Origin of the sequence: Microcella sp. (genome assembly GCF_046293215.1) — a bacterium.
GTDB lineage: Bacteria > Actinomycetota > Actinomycetes > Actinomycetales > Microbacteriaceae > Microcella.
The window spans coordinates 105252-124663 of record NZ_JBKBPI010000005.1 but is presented as its reverse complement, the minus strand read 5'-3'; the positions used below and the strand labels follow the sequence as shown (position 1 = coordinate 124663).

Here is a 19412-nt window from a genome sequence, read left to right as displayed (position 1 = left end):
AGGCTACCCGGTGCGCCGCCGCGCAAACGGTGAGCGCCGGGCCGACGAGCGCGGAACCGCATAGCCGAGGGCGTCGGCGAGCTGCGCAATGCCGGTGCGCAAGGCCGACTTCGGGGCCACAACCGGCACGGGCAGGGCGCGCAGCAGCGCCGCGTCCGCGGCCGCCGGGTCGTCGTCGACGAGCACCGCATCCCGAATCCCGGCGAAGCGTTCGAGCGTGTGACGCACCTGCCCGGCCGGATCGAGCCCGAGGATGCTCGAGCGCACCCGGGTGATGATGACCTGCACGGGAGTATCGGTGATTGTCTCCATCAGATCGGGGTAGGTCCGCAAGAACCGCGCGAGACCCAGCGGATCGGCCGCGCCGACAGCGACCACCCGATCGGCGGCCCGCAGTGCGGCAACGGTCGCGGCGTTGCGGCGCGGCGCGAAGATGTCGCTGGAGAGCTCCTCGTCGGACTCGAGGTTGAACCCCGCGTCAACGACGACGACGTCGCACCAGTCGCGGCAGGCGGCGAGGCTCGCCGTCACGCGGTCTTGAGAGAGCTCGGGCCAGCGCGACGGTCTGCCGATGCCGGTGAGGACCCGGAGCCGGTCGGCCGGAACACCCGATTCCGCGCTCAGCGGTTGCGAGACCCGTGCCAACTCGTCGGGGGTGAGAGCCTGCGCGCCCGCCAGGCGGCACGCGGCCGCAAACCCCGGAGATTCGTCGAGCAGACCGAGGGCGGGCGCGATCGTCCCGCCGTAGGTGTCGGCGTCAACGAGCGCGACCCTCCGCCCGCGCAGCGCCAATTCCGTCGCCAGCGCGGTCGCGGTGAGGGTGCGACCCGGGGCGCCGGTGGGACCCCACACCGTGATCACGCGAGAGGGAATCGGCTCGGGATGCTCGCCCTGCGGCTCGACCGGATGGTACGGAATCCGCGCCGGAGGCGGCTCCGCGGCAGCAGCAGGACGCGACCGCGTCGGCGGTGCGGGATCGCTGGGATGAGTCGGCACCCGCGGCTCGGCCGGGTACGGCTGGGGTTCGGCGGCCGCCGGGGCTGCCCGCCGGGGTCCGCTCTCGAGCAGCGACACGTCCGGAGGCGCATCCCCCGAAAGAGCGATGCGGTCGGCGAGCTCGAGCCGCGATCCCTGGGCGGTCACCGCACCGTCGTGGACCAGCAGGCTGCGCACACCGAGTAAGTCGGCTGTCCCGACGAGGTCGGCTCGCGTGAACGCGGGGTCGTCCAGAATGAGGAGGGCGTCCGGAGCGCGCTCGGCCAGCAGGCTGATCGCCTCATCCGCGCTGTGCGCGCGCCACTCGATGCGGTGCCCGGCCCGCAACACCGACAGCTCGAGAGGTTCGATCGGCCGCGAGCCGATCGCCAAACCGACGCTGAGGCTCACGGTGCAACCGCGAGGGAGGCGGGAACGGCCGACAGCGCGTCACGATTCGCCTGGGCGTGCAGGATGCGCGCCACATCCCGGCGGGGAACGAGCAGTTCGACGCGACCCGCCTCCCCCGTCGCCACGACACCCTCCGGGGCGATCGTGCGCACGAGCTGCGCGGAGGACGCGATGACCGAGGGGGCCCCAAAGCGTCCTCCCTCAATGGCAGGCGCCGACCACAGGTCGAGCGTGTCGCCCGGGCGGACCGTGGCTCCGAGGGGCGTGGCGAGCGCGACGACCACCGTCGTCGACTGCGCGCCCCGAGCATCCCCGACGGCGGCGCGCGGGACGAGCTCACCCGCACCGATCGTGCGCGAGACAATGACGCCGGCGTCGTCAAGTGTCGCCGGATCGAGATAGTGGCGCACCTCGGCACCCAGGCCGACCGTCCGCAGTTCGAGGTCGGCAGCCGTCACAAGTTCGCCGGCGACCAGGGCGCGCGGCGCGGCAAACACCTCGACGCCGTCGTCGTTCGCCGCGACGATGCCGACGACAGCGGCAACGGACGCGACCACGAGGGCGAGACCGATGATGAGACGCGGGTCGGTTGCGCGTCGGGGGCGGTCAGAGGCGCGAAGGCGCATGGGGGCTCCTGTTCGACGGGGGGCGGGGTGCCGCGTCGATAGTGGGCGGATGCTCGGATCCGGCAGCCGAGTTATCCACAATCCGGCGCACCTTCAGCCCACCCCGCCATAATCGGGGCATGTCCGATCAATCGCCGGGTGCAGTGGGGCGCTTCCTCAGCCTCACCGACGTGGCCGAGGTGCTCAGCCTGACGGCCGCCGAGGTCATGGCGCTCGTGCGCTCGGGCGAACTCCCCGCCATTCGACTGGGCGCGATCGGGCAATGGCGCGTCGAACACTCGGTTCTCGAATCCTTCATCGCCGACAAGTACGAAGAAACACGCCGCATCGCTCTGTGGAACGAGGCGGAGTACGCCGATGTCGCCGAACTGTTCGGCGAGACGCGCCGTCACAGACGCAGCACCACCACCTGATCGAGTCGAACGAGACGAATGCCCCGCACGGCGTCGCGGCGACGTGGGGTGTCGAGTTCATGCTCAGCGAGGTCGAGGTGGTCGCGGCCCACGCGGTCGATCGTGCCCGTGACGGTTGAGCCGACGGTATCGATCTGCACGGCGACGCGGCGCCGACACAGGTCGCGCAAGAGGAACGGCAGGCCGAGCCGACTCGACAAGTCGGGCTTGGGCTCGTCGGCAACGAGCGACGGCGCCACCTGATCGTCGCGCAGGGCCATCGACTCGATCGCATCAAACGGCACGACGGCCTGCGCGTCGGCGCGGCCGTCGACGTCGCCGGCCATCCAGTCGCGGCCGACGGTCAAAGGCGACAGCCGTAGCCGCGCGCCGTTGCGCAACACGAGAGCGACCTCGCGCAGGGCGGCATCACGCGTGCGCTTAAGAGCGACGATGCGCTCGCGCACGCCAAGCCGGCCAAGCCGGAGCCGCTCTTCCTCCTTCTGCAGGTCAGCCTCTTCGGCGGTCAACTCGTGCTCGAGTTGGCCGGCAAGGTCATCGAAGAGGTGATCCCAACGCATGCGGGCACCGTAGTGAGGGCCACGGACAGCGCCGACACGGTTTTCCACAGAGTCGCGTCGGAATGGACAGATGAGGAATGCATCTGCTTAGGTGTGTTCTACCCCCATAAGGGGGTAAACCTGAAGGTCTGTGGTCAGTGGGGATCACGGCGGCGCCGCACGACGGCCAAGCCATCCCTCTAGGGGAGAGGAGAGACGAGTGAGCACTGCACCTGCACACGCCTTGCTCGACCGAGACGAGAGTCGGCAGCGCATGCCGCGCGGGCGATCGCTCAGTGCTCGCATCGCGCAGGAAGAGTTCTTCGACTACCAGCCAACCTCAACCGCCGACCTTCCCGACCCACAGCCACTGGTCGAGAACCTCACGCGCTGCGTGATCGAGGTTCTCGCGGGTGCCCGTGAGCTCGAACAGATCGCGCGCTGGGTCACCGACGATGTGTACCGCACGCTGCTGAAGCGCCAGACCATCAGCGCCCGCGCCCGCGCGGCACGCGGCACTTCTGCCGTGCGGCCCGCTTTCGCTCTGGGCGGGGTGCGCCTCTGCGAACCACGCGACGGTGTGATTGAGGCCGTGGTCGTGGTGAACTCGCGGGCCCGGTCGCGGGCCGTGGCCATTCGACTCGAGGGCCTCGACCGCCGTTGGCGAGCCAGCGCCATACACGTTCTCTGACCGCCCCGACCCGCCCCCGCTGACCCGGTTCCCCACCGGATGCGGGCGGAGCGGCCTCGGCGCTGGGGTGCGCCGAACGCCGCGACCCGTGGATGCGCTGCATCGCATCGCGGAAATGTGAACGCCCCCGGGATGGCCTCTCCCCCGGGGGCGTTCACGCGCGACGACCCGTCGCGGACTACTTCTTCTTCTTGCCCTGTGCGCGGCGCTGCGCCCGGTTGGCCGCGGGGGCCGCCGCGGTGCCGCCGCCCGATCGCTGACCGAATGCACCCGTCTGGCCCCCACCGGAGGCCGCCGGACGAGCGGCGGCCGGACGACCGAACGCCGGATTCACCGCGGGCGCGGCGTCGCGGGCTCGATCGGTCGCCGACTGCTGCAGCTGGCCGCGCTGGTTGCGCACCTCGACCTCCCCGTCGGCGCTCGGCGCCGTGTAGCTGAGGTTCTGCGGAGTCTGGGGCGCGTTGAGGCCCTTCGCGGTGACCTGCGCGCTCCCCTTCGAGCCGGTGACCTCGACCTCGAGGTTGAACAGGAAGCCAACGGCGTCTTCCCGGATCTGCCCCATCATCGTCTGGAACAGCGCAAAGCCTTCGCGCTGGTACTCGATGAGCGGGTCGCGCTGGGCCATCGCGCGCAGGCCGATGCCGTCTTTGAGGTAGTCCATCTCATAGAGGTGGTCGCGCCAGCGCCGATCGATCACGCTCAACACCACGCGGCGCTCGAGCTCGCGCGTAGCGGTACGACCGAGGCTTTCTTCCCGGCGCTGATACGCCAGCTTCGCGTCCGAGGTCAGCTCGCGCTTGAGGAACTCGGGGCTGAGCTTCGCGCCCGCCTCGCTCAGCACCTCATCGATGGTGAGGGAGATGGGGTACATCGTCTTCAGCTCGGTCCAGAGCTGATCGAGATCCCAGTCGTCCGAGTGGCCGACGGCGGTCGCCTCGTCGACGACATCGGAGATGACCTGCTCGATGAAGCCCTGAACACGGTCTTGCAGATCGTCGCCCTCGAGAATGTGGCGACGGTCGGCGTAGATCGCCTCGCGCTGCCGGTTCAGCACGTCGTCGTACTTGAGAACGTTCTTGCGAATCTCCGCGTTGCGGCTTTCGACCTGCGACTGGGCCGAGCGAATCGCGCGGCTGACGACCTTCGACTCGATGGCCATGTCGTCTGGCACGTTCGTGCGGGTCATCAGCGACTCAGCCGCGCCGGCGTTGAACAGGCGCATCAGGTCATCTTGCAGCGACAGGTAGAAGCGGCTCTCGCCGGGGTCTCCCTGACGGCCCGAGCGACCGCGCAACTGGTTGTCGATGCGGCGCGACTCGTGGCGCTCCGTGCCGAGCACGTACAACCCACCAGCCGCGATGACCTTCTCGGCCTCCTCTTTCACCTCAGCCTGAACACGCTCAAACACGGCGTCCCACTCGGCCTCGTACTCGTCCGGCGTGTCGACCGGCGAGAGGCCACGGCTGTTCATCTCGGTCACGGCGAGGAACTCGGCGTTGCCGCCCAGCATGATGTCGGTTCCGCGACCGGCCATGTTGGTCGCCACGGTGACAGCACCCAGCCGCCCCGCCTGAGCGATGATCGACGCCTCACGGGCGTGGTTCTTCGCGTTGAGCACCTCGTGCTTGATGCCCTTCTTGGCGAGCATGCGGCTGATCGTCTCGCTCTTCTCGACGCTCGTCGTACCCACGAGCACGGGCTGCCCCGTCGCGTGCCGCTGAACGATGTCTTCGACGACCTGCTCGAACTTGCCCTGCTCGTTCTTGTAGACGAGGTCGGGCTGGTCGATGCGCTGCATCGGCTTGTTCGTCGGGATCGGCACGACACCGAGCTTGTAGGTGCTCATGAACTCGGCGGCCTCGGTCTCGGCCGTTCCGGTCATGCCAGACAGCTTCGAGTAGAGACGGAAGTAGTTCTGCAGCGTGACGGTCGCGAGCGTCTGGTTCTCGGCCTTGACCTGCACGCCCTCCTTCGCCTCGATCGCCTGGTGGATGCCCTCGTTGTAGCGGCGACCGACCAGGATGCGACCCGTGTGCTCATCGACGATGAGCACCTCGCCGTTCATCACGACGTAGTCTTTGTCGCGCTTGAACAGCGCCTGGGCCTTGATGGCGTTGTTGAGGAACGAGATCAGCGGGGTATTGGCCGACTCGTACAGGTTGTCAATGCCGAGGTAGTCTTCGACCTTCTCGATGCCCGGCTCGAGGACGCCGACCGTGCGCTTCTTCTCGTCGACCTCATAGTCGACTCCCGCCGAGAGCTTCGTCGCGATGCGCGCGAATTCGGTGAACCAACGGTTGGCTTCTCCCGAGGACGGGCCGGAAATGATCAACGGCGTGCGCGCCTCGTCGATGAGGATCGAGTCGACCTCGTCGACAATGGCAAAGAAGTGCCCACGCTGCACCATGTCACTCGCCTGCCACGCCATGTTGTCGCGCAGGTAGTCGAAGCCGAACTCGTTGTTCGTTCCGTACGTGATGTCGGCGGCGTACTGCTGGCGACGCACATCAGGGGTCTGGCCAGACAGGATGCAGCCGGTCGTCATGCCGAGGGCGCGGAACACGCGACCCATCAGTTCGCTCTGGTAGCTGGCGAGATAGTCGTTGACGGTGATGATGTGCACGCCGCGCGAAGCAATGGCGTTCAGGTAGGCCGGGAGCGTGGCCACGAGGGTCTTACCCTCGCCGGTCTTCATCTCGGCGATATTGCCGAGGTGCAGGGCCGCGCCGCCCATAAGCTGCACATCGAAGTGACGCATGCCCAGCGTGCGCTTGGCGGCCTCCCGCACAGCGGCGAAGGCCTCGGGCAGCAAGTCATCGAGGGACTCGCCGTTTCCGTAGCGCTCGCGCAGCTCGGCGGTCTCGTTCTTCAGCTCGTCATCGGTGAGGTCGCTGAAGTCTTCTTCGAGCCGATTGATGGCCTCGGCGTAGGCCTTCAAGCGCTTGAGGGTGCGCCCTTCGCCGACACGCAAGACACGTTCGAGAACATTCGCCACGTCGATCTACTCCAGTCATTGGGGCCGTGAAAACACTGCGCGGTTCAGCGGGGGACGCATCGAGGCCCGCCGCGCGGTGCGGCGGGCCCCATGCTAGCAAGCGCGCTCAGAGGTGAGCCGAACGCGCGCGTGCCACGGTCATCCGCGGCCCCGCTTTGCTGTTGTCTCATCGGCCTCGTGTTCGAGGCTGATGACACCGTAGTTCCACCCGGTGCGTCGGTAGACCACGCTCGCGCGGTCGGTGGCGGCGTCGATGAACAGGAAGAAGTCGTGCCCCACCAGCTCGAGTTGATCGAGCGCCTCGTCGACCGTCATGGAGGCCGCCGGGAACACCTTCTGGCGTACGACGACGGGAGTGTAGGCCGGCTCGTCGGCCGTCTCCGCCTCCTGCACGGGGATCGAGCCGGTGGAGACACTCTCGATCACCTCGGGGCGCGCTGGCGTGATGTCAACCACGCTGAAGCCGTCAGCGGAGGCCTCGCGCAATGAGACCGGTCGATGCTTTCCGCGGTGCACCTTCTTCTTATCTTTGGCGCGACGTAAGCGTTCCATAAGCTTGTCGATCGCCAGGTCGAAGGCCGCGTACTTGTCACTCGCCGCCGACTCGGCGCGCACAACGGGTCCCGGTCCGATCAAGGTCATCTCGACGCGGTCATCGCCCGGCTTGCCGTTCTTCTCGTGGTGGCGCGACACCTTGATCTCGAGAACCTGGGGGCGGTCGGCGAGGTGCTCAACCTTCTCGCCCTTCTCGGTGGCGTAGTCGCGGAACCGGTCGGTGATGCCAATGTTGCGTCCGGTGATTGTGATGTCCACGTCGACCTCCTTGACCGTCGGCGCGTCGCCCGAGGGTCAGGCGATCGTCGCGCCGTCCATGACCCAACGCTAGTGGGTGGGGACGGAAGCGCAAGAGGTCTTTCGACTCCTTTGTGGACTCGCTCTGTCACGTCTAACCGGATACCCAGGGGATCGAGGACGCGCCCGTGCGACGGGGTGTCGCCATGACGGCGGCACACGCCACAACCTCGGCGCCCGCCGCGCGGAGCACCGCCGCGGAAGCCCTCAGCGTGGCTCCCGAGGTCACCACGTCGTCGACCAGAACAACACGCCGGCCGAGCAGGCGCTCACCACCGCGCGCGACCACCCCGCCCTCTCGTGTGAGGCGCTCGTCGAGCCGACGCAGCTTTTGGGCGGGCTCATGACCCCGCGCAGGCACCAAGGCGCGGGTGGCCTGAAACCCGGCGCGCCGCAGGAGGGTGTCGGTCGGGTGGAAGCCGCGCCGCGCGAACCCCGCGCGGCTGCCCGGCACCGCGACGAGCAGCGGCGACTCTCGTCGCCTCACGCTGTACCGGGCCGCCTGTCGGTAGGCCTCCACCACGGCCGCATCAACCGCGGTGGCGAGCACCGCCGCGAGTTCGGTGCGCCCCTCTTCTTTCAGCGCGAGCAGGGCACGGCGCGGCACGCCCTCGTAGTCGAGCGCCGCGACGAGTGGTACGTCGTCGCGTCCGACGGTGAGCGCCGCCGTGCGCACGCGGGGGACGAGCTCGGGCGCGCAGCCCTCACACACGACCACGTCGGGTTCGTCACAGCCGACGCAGTCGATCGGGGCAACGAGGGCCCACGCCGAGCGCAGCGCCGAGGCGATGAGCGGTCGTGGCGGCGCGAGGTGGCCCGCCGAAGGTCGGGGCGCGGAACGGGGTGTGAGCGCATCAGCCATGCCAGGGAGGGTGGCGCCGAGGCGATGTGCGCGGGGTGCCCGCACGGGCATCCGTGGACAGTGTCTACTGCTGGACGCCGAGGAAGGAGGCGCGCACGCCCGTCGACTGCCAGCCGTTGCCGCGGGGTTCGACGACGACCCCGGTGTCGGTGAGAACGCGCAGCCCGGTGACTCCGCCGTTGCCGCCGACGATCTGCACGGCACCTGGGGGCCGACCAAGCGAGCGCGAGCGACCGCCCAGCTCGTGCAGGTCGACCGCCGTTCCCTGCGAGGTTTCGATCACCGACGCGACGCGCACCTCATCGACCCAGGCGGCGTCGACCGCGGTTCCACCGGCGGCGCCCTCGATCGGAATGTCGAGCAGGTCACCGATGCGGATCGGCCGGCCCGTCGCTTCGTCGCGCGCGATGGCGCCGACGACCAGCCGCGGGCCGCTCTCGCCCTGCACCATGATCAGGATGCGCGCGTCATCGCGCGAGACATCGATCGATACGAGGCGGCTGCCTTCGGGGAGCACCACGTCGACCGCCACGACCTCGCCCGCCGTGGTGATCGCGCGCAGCCCCTCCCCCGCGTCGCTCGTGGCCGTCCACATGAGTTGGAAGCCGTCAAAGGACGGTGGCACGAGGCCGGCGCGATCGTCCAGCAGGAGCGGCTCGAGGTCGTTGCTGCGCACGATCCACGCCCCCTGTTCGGTGAGCATCGCGCCCACCGTGCGCGTGGGGCCAAGTGCGAGCGCCTGCGCGCCGAGCTCGATGGCGCGCTCGCTCAGCCGGCCCACCGGCTCGACCGTCGCCCCGCCGCTCGAGAAGCCGAAACGGTCGCCGTCTGGCCCCATCAGGAGGAGGCGACCGTCGACCTGAGGGTTTACCTCGGGAACCACCGTCGTGGTCGGGATGGACACGGGCGTCTGGTCGACCGTCAACTGCACGCCGGCGACGTTGCCGAGCGAACCGAAGCTCGCACGGAACTGGGCGAGCAACCGCTGCCGCTCGGCATCCCCCAGTTCGAGGATCTCGGAACTCAGGTCGACGACCGCCTGGCCGTCGACGATGCCGACGGGTGCCGCGACCAACTGCACGCCCTCCGGAATTGCCGACACGGTCGCGCCCTGGTCGAGCCAGGAGGACGGGCCGTCCAAGAGCGCCCGGACGATCCGGGTGGGCACGCCGGAGCGCGTCGGGAACCACCGCAGGTCGGGGACGAGGTTCGTGAACGTCGGGTCGTAGAAGTACAGAACGTGCTGACTAAACGCGCTCGGGAAGGCCTGTTGTGAGATCAGGATGCCGTCGCCCAGCTCGGCGATTCGCCACTCGCCCCCCTCGCGGGTGAAGCGGAACTCGGGGAGGGTCTGCTGGGTGGCTTCCGGTGCGATCCGGTAGCGGCCGACCGCGTCGACCTCGGCGACCACCTGCACCGAGTACTCGAGCGTGGTCTCGTCGATGCGGTCGACCGACCCCTCCTCCGACCGCACGAGGGTCGACTGGTAGGGGTTCCAGGCGGAGGAGATCGTGTCGCTGAGGTACGAGCGAGCAATGCGGTAGTTCTCTTGCGACGCCGTCGTTGCGGCAAAGAAGCCCTGCAGAATCTCCTCCTGGCTGGCCCCCGGGGTCGGGCCCGCCGGCAAAAACTCGAAGTCGGTGTCGACAGCGTCGATCACCGGATCTCCCTGCTCGACCGGACCGGCGATCGGCACGCTCACGCACCCGGCAACGAGGAGCAGCGGCGCGAGCACGAGGGCGGCGCGACGGCGCCAGCGATTACGCATCGTTCCCCCCCTCGGTGAGGACAGCATCCACCGGATCGCTGGGCGGCAGCTCCAGTGGCGAATGTCGAACGATACCGCCGGGTCGTCTGGGCAGCGTCAAACGGAAGCAACTGCCCTGAAGCGGCTCACTCCAGACGTCGAGAACACCGCCGTGCAGGTGCGCGTCCTCCGTCGCGATCGCGAGCCCCAGTCCCGTTCCACCGGTGGTGCGCTGGCGGGAGGGGTCGGCCCGCCAGAAGCGGTCAAAGACGCGCTCGAGCTGGTCGGCGTCCATGCCAATACCGAAGTCGCGCACGGCGATCGCGACGGCGCGCGAGTCGGAGTCGACGTAGGTCACCACTGGCCGGCCTTCCCCGTGGTCGACGGCGTTGCCGAGGAGGTTCTGCAGGATGCGACGAATCCGGCGCGCGTCGACATCGGCCTCGAAGTAGCCGCCCGGCGCCACGAGGCGCAGCTCGGAACCCTTCTGCTCGGCGAGCGGGCGGATGCTCTCGATCGACTCCTCGACGAGGCGCACGAGATTGGTCGGTTCCGTCTCCAACTGCACCGCTCCCGCGTCGAAGCGACTCATCTCGAGCAGGTCGGCCAGCATCGTCTCGAAGCGTTGAACCTGGGTGTGCAAGAGTTCGGCCGTGCGCGCCGTGGTCGGGTCGAACGTCTCGCGCTGGTCGTAGATGACGTCTCCGGCAAGGCGAATGGTGGTGAGCGGCGTGCGTAGCTCGTGGCTCACGTCGCTGACGAAGCGCTGTTGCACGCGGGAGAGGTCGGCGAGCTGGGTGATCTGCCGCTGCAGGCTGTCGGCCATGCGGTTGAAGGAGCGGGCGAGGGTCGCCACCACGTCTTGACCGCGCTCGGGGATACGTTCTTCCAGCTGACCCTCGGCAAGTTTTTCGGCCGTCTGCGCGGCAAGACGCACGGGACGTATCGCGAATCGCACGACGACGAAGGTGACGAGCCCGATCGTCAGCACAAGCAACAGCGAGCCGATCAGCAGCGTTTGCTGAACGAAGTCGAGGGTGCGCTGAACGTCACTGACCCCGAACACCAGGTAGAGCTCGTACTGCCCGGCGGTGGGAACCTCGATGGTCGAGCCGACGATCACTGCTGGCTCCACGGTGGCCCCCGAGTTGAGCCCGATCGGTTGCGAGTACACGGCGTCGCCCCCGGCCGACACGGCGGCCTGCAGTTCGGGGGAGATGACGCCGAGGTCGAAGCCGGGACTCTGGCGCTGCTGCATGATCTGCGACGTCGACTGGCCGGGGGTGCGCAGCAGCGCGAACTGGGTGGGCGTGCTCGTGGACAAGCCGATCGTGCGGCTCGCGGCCTCGGCCGCCGTCTCGACGTCGATCGCGCCGGTCTGCGTCACCGAGGAATCGAACAGCAGTTGTGCGCTCGCGGTCGCCTGACGCGCCTCGGCCAGCACCTGGTCTTTGCGCGACTCGTAGAGGTTCGTGGCGATCGTGACGGCCATGTAGCCGCTAATGACCGTGACCGCGGCGAGGGTGGCGAGCACCGTGATCGCCACCGTGCGCAGCTGCAGGGAGCTTCGCCACAGCCTCAGCAGCCTCAGCAACAGCCGGCGAAGGCTGAACGGGGTCATCGCCTCAACGCGGTGCGCCCGCGCGGTAGCCGACGCCGCGCACGGTCATGACGATGCTGGGGTTGTCGGGGTCGGTCTCGACCTTCGCGCGCAGGCGTTGCACGTGCACGTTCACCAGCCGAGTGTCGGCCTTGTATTGGTAGCCCCACACCTGCTCAAGCAGCATCTCGCGGGTGAACACCTGGTTGGGCTTCATCGCCAGCGCCAACAGCAGGTCAAACTCGAGCGGTGTGAGGTTGATCACCTGGCCGCCGCGACGCACTTCGTGGCCCGTGACGTCGATCGTGATGTCACCGATCTGCAACCGCTCGATCGCGGCCTCGGGGGTAGGTCGCAGGCGCGTCTTGATGCGCGCCACCAGCTCCTTCGGGTTGAAAGGCTTGACGATGTAGTCGTCGGCACCCGACTCGAGACCCTCAACGACGTCGTTCGTGTCACCCTTCGCCGTCAGCATGATGATCGGCGTTCCCGAGGTTTCGCGCAGGCGTCGACAGACCTCGATACCGTCCATTCCGGGAAGCATGACGTCGAGCAGCACGAGGTCGGGCGCGACGGAGGCAAAGGCGTCAACGGCATCGGCACCGTCGTGCACGAGGTGGGGCTCGAAGCCCTCCCCGGTGAGAACGATGCTGATCATCTCGGCGAGCGCCGTGTCGTCGTCGACGACGAGGATGCGCGCGGTCATTACCAGCCTCCGCTCACTGACCCGGGCACCGTCGCCCGAGGATGCGATCATTGTTCGCTCCAGCCTAGACGAGTGTGAAACCATACGGCCTGTGAGCAACGACTCCCCTTGGACCTCGCCCGGCTGGACCCCACCCGGCGGCACGCCCGACGGTGAGCAGCCGACACCGCCGCCCGCCGCGCCGGTGTACGGCCCCGCGGCGACCGGGGGCTGGGCTCCCCCGCCAAAACCCGGGCTCATTCCGCTTCGACCCATCGACTTCGGCACGCTGTTCGGCGCGACCTTCCAGGTGCTGAAGCGCAACCCGCGACCCACCTTCGGCGCCGCGCTGCTCCTCAACGCGCTCGTCACGATTCTCGCCTTCGGACTGGTCTTCGGGCTGTCGATCGCGAGCCTCGACCGGCTCGAACGCGCGGGAGGTAGCGACGCCGACGCGATCGTCGCGGGAACCTTTGGGCTCATCCTGCTCGCCGGTGTGGTCGCCACCGCGGTCGCGCTCGTTGCTCAGGCGCTGCTGCAGGGCCTCATCACGATCGAGGCGTCGCGCCAGATTCTTGGCGAGAAGAACACCCTGAAGCAGCTGTTCGCACGGGGCAAGGGTCGTTGGGGAGCGTTGATCGGCTGGACGGTGTTGCTGTCGACCGCCCTGACCGTCGCGATCGCGGTCCTGGTCGGTCTCATCGCCCTCATGGTCACCCTCGGCGGCCCGGCGGGGGTCGCGGTGGGCGTCACCATTGGCGTTCTCGGCGGTCTGGGCCTCGCGGTGCTCGGCGTCTGGCTGTGGATCAAGCTCGCCCTCGTGCCGGCGGCCCTCATGATTGAGCGCCTCACCCTCGGCGCTGCGATCGCGCGCGCGTGGCGCCTCATCCGCGGCTCGTTCTGGCGCACCCTCGGAATCCTGCTGCTGTTCACCGTGATCGTGCAGGTCGCCGCGAGTGTCGTGTCGGCCCCGTTCAGCATCGCCGCCACCTTCGGCGGCGCGCTGTTCAACCCGGCGAACGACGAGCTATCGGCCGTCATCGTTCTCATCGGAGCGAACCTTCTGAGCATCGCGGTCACCGTCATCGTGGGTGCGATCGGCGCCGTTTTGACGACGTCGGCGGTCGCCCTGATCTACACCGACATCCGGATGCGCACAGAAGGGCTCGACATCGACCTCCAGCAGGCTGTCGAGCAGACCGCCGTGGGCCACACCGTCGACGACCCGTACACGCGCGGCCTCGGCGGCGCCGCCCGTTCCGCCTGACCCCCCGTGATCGCCGCGCAGACGACCGCACCGCGCGACGGTGGTGCGGTCGTGCGCGCTCCCCTGGAGCCCGACGCGCCGGGTGCGCGCGATCTGCTGAGCGACGAGCTATCTGACCCGCGCTACGCCGAAGCGCTGCCCAACTGGTTCGACCTGCTGTCGCAGCGGGTGCTCGACTGGTTTCTGTCGCTGTTCGATCGAGGCGTAGCGGGCCCTCCCGGCCTGGGCCTCGTGGTCGTCCTGCTCATCATTGCGGCCCTCATCGCCGTCGCGGTCGCCGTGTACGGGGTGCCCGCTCGTCGGCGCCGCAGCGAGCTCACGGAGGAGCTGTTCGGAGCCCGCGATCGCCGCACCGCGCGCGAACTGCGTCGCGACGCCGCCAGCGCCGCATCCCGCGGCGACTGGGCTGCCGCCATCGCCGATCGATTCCGCGCCATCGCGCGAGCCCTCGATGAGCGCACTATCGTCAGCGTGCATCCCGGAACAACGGGGCACGGTTTCGCGGTCATGGCAGGGCGGGCATTCCCCGACCAGGCACCCGCACTCGCCGAGGCGGCCACCACCTTCGATGGTGTGCGCTACCTCGGCCGCTCGGGCGACGAAGCGCAGTACCGGGCGGTCGCCGACCTCGATGAGACTCTGGCCGCGTCCCCCTCACCCGTGGGGCGCGCGCGATGACGGCGACGATCGTCACTCCCACCGCCGGCCGCGCCATCAAGCGCAGCCTGTTTTGGGTCGGGGTCGTCGGCGTCGCCCTCACGGTCGCCGTGCTGATGACGGCGCTGAACGGCACCGTGACGGGTAGCGAGCGGTGGGACACGACGGCCGCCGCCCCGACGGGCAGCCGCGCACTCGTGACGGTGCTGAATGAGCAGGGCATCGCCGTCACGGTGGCGTCGTCGCGCGCCGCGGTCGACTCCGCGCTGTCCGATGCGCGAGAGGCCGGCGAGCAGGTCACGCTGCTCGTCGCCGACGGCCGCGGCATTCTCGACGCCGACCGGGTGGCCGGTCTCACCGGGCTCGCCGACCGACTGGTGCTGGTCGAGCCCGGCATCGACACGCTCGACGCGCTCGAGTTTCCTTTCGCGACGTCCCGCACCGTCTCCGGGCCGATCGACAGCAGCGGATGCGCGCTCGCGGCAGCCACGCGGGCCGGCTCCATCGACGGTGACGCGATCGTCGTCTACGACACCGAGGTCGACGATGCGTGCTTCAGCACCGAGGGGGGCGCGGCACTTCTGACGACCACCCTCGACGGCGCCCTCGTCACAGTGCTCGGCGCCGGCGAGGTGCTCGAGAACGGGGCGATCGAGCGCGCCGGAAACGCAGCGCTGGCGCTGGGGCTTGCAGGCGAGCATCCCCGACTCGTCTGGTACTCGCCGGGGCCCGCCGATTCCGACGCGGCGAGCCTTGCCGAGCTCACGCCCGGTTGGGTGAACCCGATCGCGTGGCTCGCCGCGCTGACACTGCTCGTCGCGGCGTTCTGGCGCGGCCGGAGGCTGGGACCCGTCGTCATCGAGAACCTGCCCGTCGTCGTCAAGACCACCGAAACGATGGAGGGCCGCGCCCGGCTGTACGCCCGCGGCGGCGCCCGACTGCGCGCCCTCGACGCGCTGCGCGTCGGAACCCTGCGGCGAATCGCGCGCACCCTCGCGCTCGGCAACGGATCGGGAGTCGACGACATCATCACGCAGGCTGCGGCGACCGTCGACCGCCCCGAGCGCGAACTGCGTGCTCTGCTCGTCGATAGCGAGCCGCGCGACGACGCGGAACTCGTGCGACTCAGCGACCGGCTCACCGAACTTGAGCGCGCAATCGCGCGCCGCGTGGCGCAGGGCGCCGATACAGACAGCACCGGAAGGATGAACGCATGACCGACACGGCACTCCGAGACAAGTTTCTGGCTGTTCGCGGCGAGGTCGGAAAGGCCGTCGTCGGCCAGGACGGCGCCGTCAGCGGACTCATCGTCGCTCTGCTGTCGGGCGGCCACGTGCTGCTCGAGGGGGTGCCCGGCGTTGCCAAGACGCTGCTCGTGCGCACGCTCAGCGCGGCACTCGACCTGCGCACCGCGCGCGTGCAGTTCACGCCCGACCTCATGCCGGGCGACGTGACCGGATCGGTCGTCTACGACGCCAAGGACGGCGACTTCGAGTTTCGCCCGGGGCCGGTGTTCACGAACATCCTGCTCGCCGACGAGATCAACCGCACACCGCCCAAGACGCAGTCGTCACTGCTCGAGGCCATGGAGGAGCGGCAGGTCACCGTCGATGGCGAGACGCACCTGCTGCCGAAGCCGTTCCTGGTCGCCGCGACCCAGAACCCCGTGGAGTACGAAGGCACGTACACCCTGCCCGAGGCGCAGCTCGACCGATTCCTGCTGAAGCTCGTGCTCGACCTGCCGCCCCGCGACAGCGAGATCGAGGTGCTCAACCGGCACGCGGCCGGTTTCGACCCGCGCGACCTCGCCGCCGCCGGGGTGACGGCCGTCGTCGGGGGCGACGACATCGCTGCCGCGCGCACGGCCGTCGGCACGGTCGACGCCTCCAGCGACCTGGTCGCCTACATCGTCGACCTTGCCCGTGCGACGCGCCAAAGCCCCTCCGTGAAGCTCGGCGTCAGCCCCCGAGGCACCACCGCGCTCCTCGCCGCGGCCAAGGCCTGGGCGTGGCTCTCGGGCGCCGACGGCGTCACCCCCGATCACGTGCAGGCCATGCTCTTGCCCGTCTGGCGGCACCGCCTGGCGCTCCGGCCCGAAGCCGAGCTCGAGGGCGTCACCGCCGACACGATCCTGCGGTCGATCGTGCAGCAGGTGCAGGTTCCGCTCTAGTGGCCGCCAGGGTCTAGGCATGGCTGTCACCGGCTGGTTCGTGCTACTCGTCGCCGCAGGCGTCGTGCCCGTCGTGCTGCTTGACGAGAGCATCGGCGCCGGCTGGGCGCTGCTCGGCTGGCTCGTGCTGTGCCTGCTGCTCGCCCTCGTCGACCTCGTACTCGCGGCCTCACCGCGGGCGGCACGGCTCGAACGCTCGACCGCCGAACGCGTGCGGCTCACCGAGAGCGCCGATGCCGTGCTGTACCTCACGAACCCCACCACGAAACGGATGCGCGGCATCGTTCGCGACGCCTGGGAGCCGTCCGCGGGCGCCCGCCCGGCCCGGCAACGCCTCGACGTGCCCGCCGGGGAACGGCGGGCGGTGCGCACGACGCTGACACCCTGGCGCCGGGGGGAACGCCGGGCGGCAATGGTGACGATCCGCGCGATCGGGCCGATGCGGCTTGCGGGGCGCCAGGCGAGCATCCAGTTGCCGGGCGCGATCACCGTGCTGCCCGAATTCGCCGCGCGCAAGCACCTGCCCTCGAGGCTCGCACGCCTACGCGAGCTCGACGGTCGCACGAGCGTCATGGTGCGCGGACAGGGCACCGAGTTCGACAGCCTGCGCGAGTACGTGCGCGGCGACGACGTGCGCTCGATCGACTGGCGAGCCACCGCCCGACGCGGCGGCGACCCCGGCGGAGCGGGCGCGATGGGCCCCGCCCAGACCCTCATGGTGCGCACGTGGCGTCCCGAGCGCGACCGCCGCGTCATCATGGTCGTCGACTCGGGGCGCACCGCCGCGGCCCGCATCGCCAACGAGACGCGCCTCGATACCGCGTTCGAGTCGACCCTGCTGCTCGCCGCCCTCGCCGACCGCGCCGGCGACCGCGTCGACGTGGCCGTGTACGACCGGCGCGTGCGCGGGCGCGTGCAGGGGGCCCGCGGCGCCGACCTGCTGTCGAAACTCACCGAGACGATGGCGCCCATCGACCCCGAACTGCTCGAGACCGACTGGAGTAGCGTGCCCGCACTCGTGCGCTCGATGACGGCGCAGCGGTCGCTCGTCGTGCTGGCGACGCCGCTCGAGTCGCCCGGGGCGACGCGGTCGCTGCTCACGATGCTGCCCCAGCTGACCCGCACCCACCTCGTGCTCGTCGCCGCCGTCACCGACCCCGAGCTCGTGGCGGCCGCCGCCTCGCGGGGAGACCGGCCGGCCGTGTACCGGGCGGCGGCCGCCGAGCGGGCGCTGCTCGACGCCGAGCGGGTCGCCGCCGCCGTGAAGCGCCTCGGCGGTGACGTCGTCTCGGCCCCGCCGCTCGAGCTGCCGCCCGCCGTCGCCGACCGGTACCTCGCCTACAAGGCGGCCGGCCGCCTGTAACGCCGAGAGGGGCCGAGCCCTGCGGCTCAGCCCCTCGTCGGTGGATGCGTGTCCTACTTGGCCGCGGTCGGCTCGGGCACCAGGGTCTCCTGCGCCTCGAGGATCGGGTCGAGCTTCGCCGCGACCGCCTCGCCGAGCCAGGCGTCGACGTTCGTCCAGTACTGGATGACCCGCTCGCGCAGTTCGGGGATCGTCACGTTCGAGACGTGGCCCGCGATGTTCGCGACGAGGCGCTCGCGCTGGGCGTCATCCATCACCTGGTTGACGAGGGTGCGGGCCTGACCGAAGTCGTCATCCTCCGGGTGCAGCGTCGCCGACGCGCGCACGAGCTCCGTGTCGTTCTCCCAGCCACCCTCGTCGCCGTACCGCTCGACGTCGGCGTGCGGGCCGCCGAACGAGTTCGGCGCGTACACCGGCTGCGAGGCGGGAGGGAAGGAGTACGCCATCGCGCCCTCCTTCGAGTAGTGGCCCACCGGGCTCTTCGGCGCGTTCACCGGCAGCTGGTTGTGGTTCGTGCCCACGCGGTAGCGGTGCGCGTCGGCGTAGCTGAAGATGCGGGCCTGCAGCATCTTGTCGGGGCTCGCCGCGATGCCCGGCACGAAGTTCGACGGCGCGAAAGCGGCCTGCTCGATCTCGGCGAAGAAGTTCTCGGGGTTGCGGGTGAGCGTCAGGCGACCCACGGGGATCAGCGGGTAGTCGCTCTTCGGCCACACCTTCGTCAGGTCAAACGGGTTGAAGCGGTAGCTCTTCGCGTCGTCGTAGGGCATGACCTGCACCGAGAGATCCCAGCTGGGGTGGTCGCCGCGCTCGATCGCGTCAAACAGGTCGCGGCGGTGGAAGTCGGCGTCCTCGCCGGCGATCTGGTCGGCCTGCGCCTGCGTGAGCGTCTCGTGGCCCTGGTTCGTGCGGAAGTGGTACTTCACCCAGAAGCGCTCTCCTGCCGCGTTGATCCACTGGAAGGTGTGCGAGCCGAAGCCGTCCATGTGGCGCCACGAGCTCGGAACGCCCCGGTCACCCATGAGCCACGTCACCTGGTGGGCACTCTCGGGCTTCAGGGTCCAGAAGTCCCACTGCATGTTGTGGTCGCGCAGCCCCGAGCCGGGCAGGCGCTTCTGCGAGCGGATGAAGTCGGGGAACGAGATGCCGTCGCGGATGAAGAAGACAGGCGTGTTGTTGCCGACGAGGTCGTAGTTTCCTTGCGAGGTGTAGAACTTGATCGCGAAACCGCGGGGGTCGCGCCACGTGTCGGGGCTGCCCTGCTCGCCGGCGACCGAGCTGAAGCGCACGAGCGTCTCGGTGGTCACGCCGGGCTGGAAGAGCGCCGCCTTCGTGTACTGCGAAACGTCGTGCGTGGTCTCGAAGACGCCGAACGCGCCTCCGCCCTTCGCGTGCACGACGCGCTCGGGCACCCGCTCGCGGTTGAACTGGGCGAGCTTCTCGACCAGGTAGTGGTCGGTCAGGGCGATGGCTCCGTCGCGACCGGCGCTACGCGACTGCTGGTCGCTCGGGGCCGGGGCACCACTCGTGGTGGTCGTGTGATTCGCGGTCATGCGGATGCT

At 69.5% G+C, this 19412-nt stretch carries 17 protein-coding genes; 7 read left to right on the top strand and 10 right to left on the bottom strand.

Annotated features, from left to right (window positions below; genetic code table 11):
• Positions 1-3 precede the first annotated feature (3 nt).
• Together ACK4SC_RS06455 and ACK4SC_RS06450 are read right to left on the bottom strand one after the other, a co-directional pair.
• Positions 4-1386, bottom strand: coding sequence for a CpaE family protein (locus tag ACK4SC_RS06455; RefSeq protein WP_409616198.1), 1383 nt, complete (start codon positions 1384-1386; stop codon positions 4-6).
• The gene (locus tag ACK4SC_RS06450; RefSeq protein WP_409616196.1) at positions 1383-2012 is read right to left on the bottom strand and encodes a hypothetical protein; all 630 of its coding nucleotides are present in this window, start codon (positions 2010-2012) and stop codon (positions 1383-1385) included. The genes ACK4SC_RS06455 and ACK4SC_RS06450 overlap by 4 nt, the downstream gene beginning before the upstream one ends.
• 119 nt (positions 2013-2131) lie before the next feature.
• On the opposite strand from ACK4SC_RS06450, the gene ACK4SC_RS06445 reads away from it, so the two are divergent.
• Positions 2132-2425, top strand: coding sequence for a helix-turn-helix domain-containing protein (locus tag ACK4SC_RS06445; RefSeq protein WP_409616194.1), 294 nt, complete (start codon positions 2132-2134; stop codon positions 2423-2425).
• On the opposite strand, the gene ACK4SC_RS06440 is transcribed toward ACK4SC_RS06445, so the two are convergent.
• The gene (locus ACK4SC_RS06440) at positions 2401-2985 is read right to left on the bottom strand and encodes a hypothetical protein (protein ID WP_409616192.1); all 585 of its coding nucleotides are present in this window, start codon (positions 2983-2985) and stop codon (positions 2401-2403) included. The two genes, ACK4SC_RS06445 and ACK4SC_RS06440, sit on opposite strands and share 25 nt — an antisense overlap.
• A gap of 199 nt (positions 2986-3184) precedes the next feature.
• Between ACK4SC_RS06440 and ACK4SC_RS06435 the strand changes: the two genes are divergently transcribed.
• On the top strand, positions 3185-3655 hold the full coding sequence (locus ACK4SC_RS06435; protein ID WP_409616189.1) for an Rv3235 family protein: 471 nt from the start codon (positions 3185-3187) through the stop codon (positions 3653-3655).
• A 178-nt stretch (positions 3656-3833) separates the two neighbouring features.
• On the opposite strand, the gene secA is transcribed toward ACK4SC_RS06435, so the two are convergent.
• The 6 genes from secA to mtrA all read right to left on the bottom strand — a co-directional run bounded on the left by secA (position 3834) and on the right by mtrA (position 12417).
• A complete protein-coding gene (secA, locus tag ACK4SC_RS06430) occupies positions 3834-6650 on the bottom strand; it encodes a preprotein translocase subunit SecA (RefSeq protein WP_409616186.1) in 2817 nt (938 codons plus the stop codon).
• 138 nt (positions 6651-6788) lie between these two features.
• Complete coding sequence (gene hpf, locus ACK4SC_RS06425; protein WP_409616184.1) at positions 6789-7463, bottom strand: ribosome hibernation-promoting factor, HPF/YfiA family; 675 nt, start codon at positions 7461-7463, stop codon at positions 6789-6791.
• A gap of 133 nt (positions 7464-7596) precedes the next feature.
• On the bottom strand, positions 7597-8364 hold the full coding sequence (locus ACK4SC_RS06420) for a ComF family protein (protein WP_409616181.1): 768 nt from the start codon (positions 8362-8364) through the stop codon (positions 7597-7599).
• A gap of 64 nt (positions 8365-8428) precedes the next feature.
• Positions 8429-10132 (bottom strand): LpqB family beta-propeller domain-containing protein, encoded by a 1704-nt coding sequence (locus tag ACK4SC_RS06415; protein WP_409616179.1) that lies wholly within the window; start codon positions 10130-10132, stop codon positions 8429-8431.
• Complete coding sequence (gene mtrB / locus ACK4SC_RS06410) at positions 10125-11732, bottom strand: MtrAB system histidine kinase MtrB (RefSeq protein WP_409616176.1); 1608 nt, start codon at positions 11730-11732, stop codon at positions 10125-10127. The genes ACK4SC_RS06415 and mtrB overlap by 8 nt, the downstream gene beginning before the upstream one ends.
• A gap of 4 nt (positions 11733-11736) precedes the next feature.
• Positions 11737-12417 carry an MtrAB system response regulator MtrA gene (gene mtrA / locus ACK4SC_RS06405; protein WP_409616173.1) on the bottom strand — a complete coding sequence of 227 codons (681 nt, stop codon included), beginning with the start codon at positions 12415-12417 and terminating at the stop codon, positions 11737-11739.
• A 91-nt stretch (positions 12418-12508) separates the two neighbouring features.
• Between mtrA and ACK4SC_RS06400 the strand changes: the two genes are divergently transcribed.
• The 5 genes from ACK4SC_RS06400 to ACK4SC_RS06380 are packed head-to-tail and all read left to right on the top strand — an operon-like array spanning position 12509 to position 17853.
• Positions 12509-13663 (top strand): hypothetical protein, encoded by a 1155-nt coding sequence (locus tag ACK4SC_RS06400; protein WP_409616170.1) that lies wholly within the window; start codon positions 12509-12511, stop codon positions 13661-13663.
• 6 nt (positions 13664-13669) lie between these two features.
• Positions 13670-14341, top strand: a complete 672-nt coding sequence (locus ACK4SC_RS06395; protein WP_409616168.1) for a DUF4129 domain-containing protein — start codon at positions 13670-13672, stop codon at positions 14339-14341.
• Complete coding sequence (locus ACK4SC_RS06390; protein WP_409616166.1) at positions 14338-15537, top strand: DUF4350 domain-containing protein; 1200 nt, start codon at positions 14338-14340, stop codon at positions 15535-15537. The genes ACK4SC_RS06395 and ACK4SC_RS06390 overlap by 4 nt, the downstream gene beginning before the upstream one ends.
• Positions 15534-16490, top strand: coding sequence for an AAA family ATPase (locus ACK4SC_RS06385; RefSeq protein ID WP_409616163.1), 957 nt, complete (start codon positions 15534-15536; stop codon positions 16488-16490). The genes ACK4SC_RS06390 and ACK4SC_RS06385 overlap by 4 nt, the downstream gene beginning before the upstream one ends.
• Before the next feature lie 19 nt (positions 16491-16509).
• The gene (locus ACK4SC_RS06380) at positions 16510-17853 is read left to right on the top strand and encodes a DUF58 domain-containing protein (protein ID WP_409616161.1); all 1344 of its coding nucleotides are present in this window, start codon (positions 16510-16512) and stop codon (positions 17851-17853) included.
• A 53-nt stretch (positions 17854-17906) separates the two neighbouring features.
• On the opposite strand, the gene ACK4SC_RS06375 is transcribed toward ACK4SC_RS06380, so the two are convergent.
• Positions 17907-19403, bottom strand: coding sequence for a catalase (locus tag ACK4SC_RS06375; RefSeq protein WP_409616158.1), 1497 nt, complete (start codon positions 19401-19403; stop codon positions 17907-17909).
• Between the last annotated feature and the right edge of the window lie 9 nt (positions 19404-19412).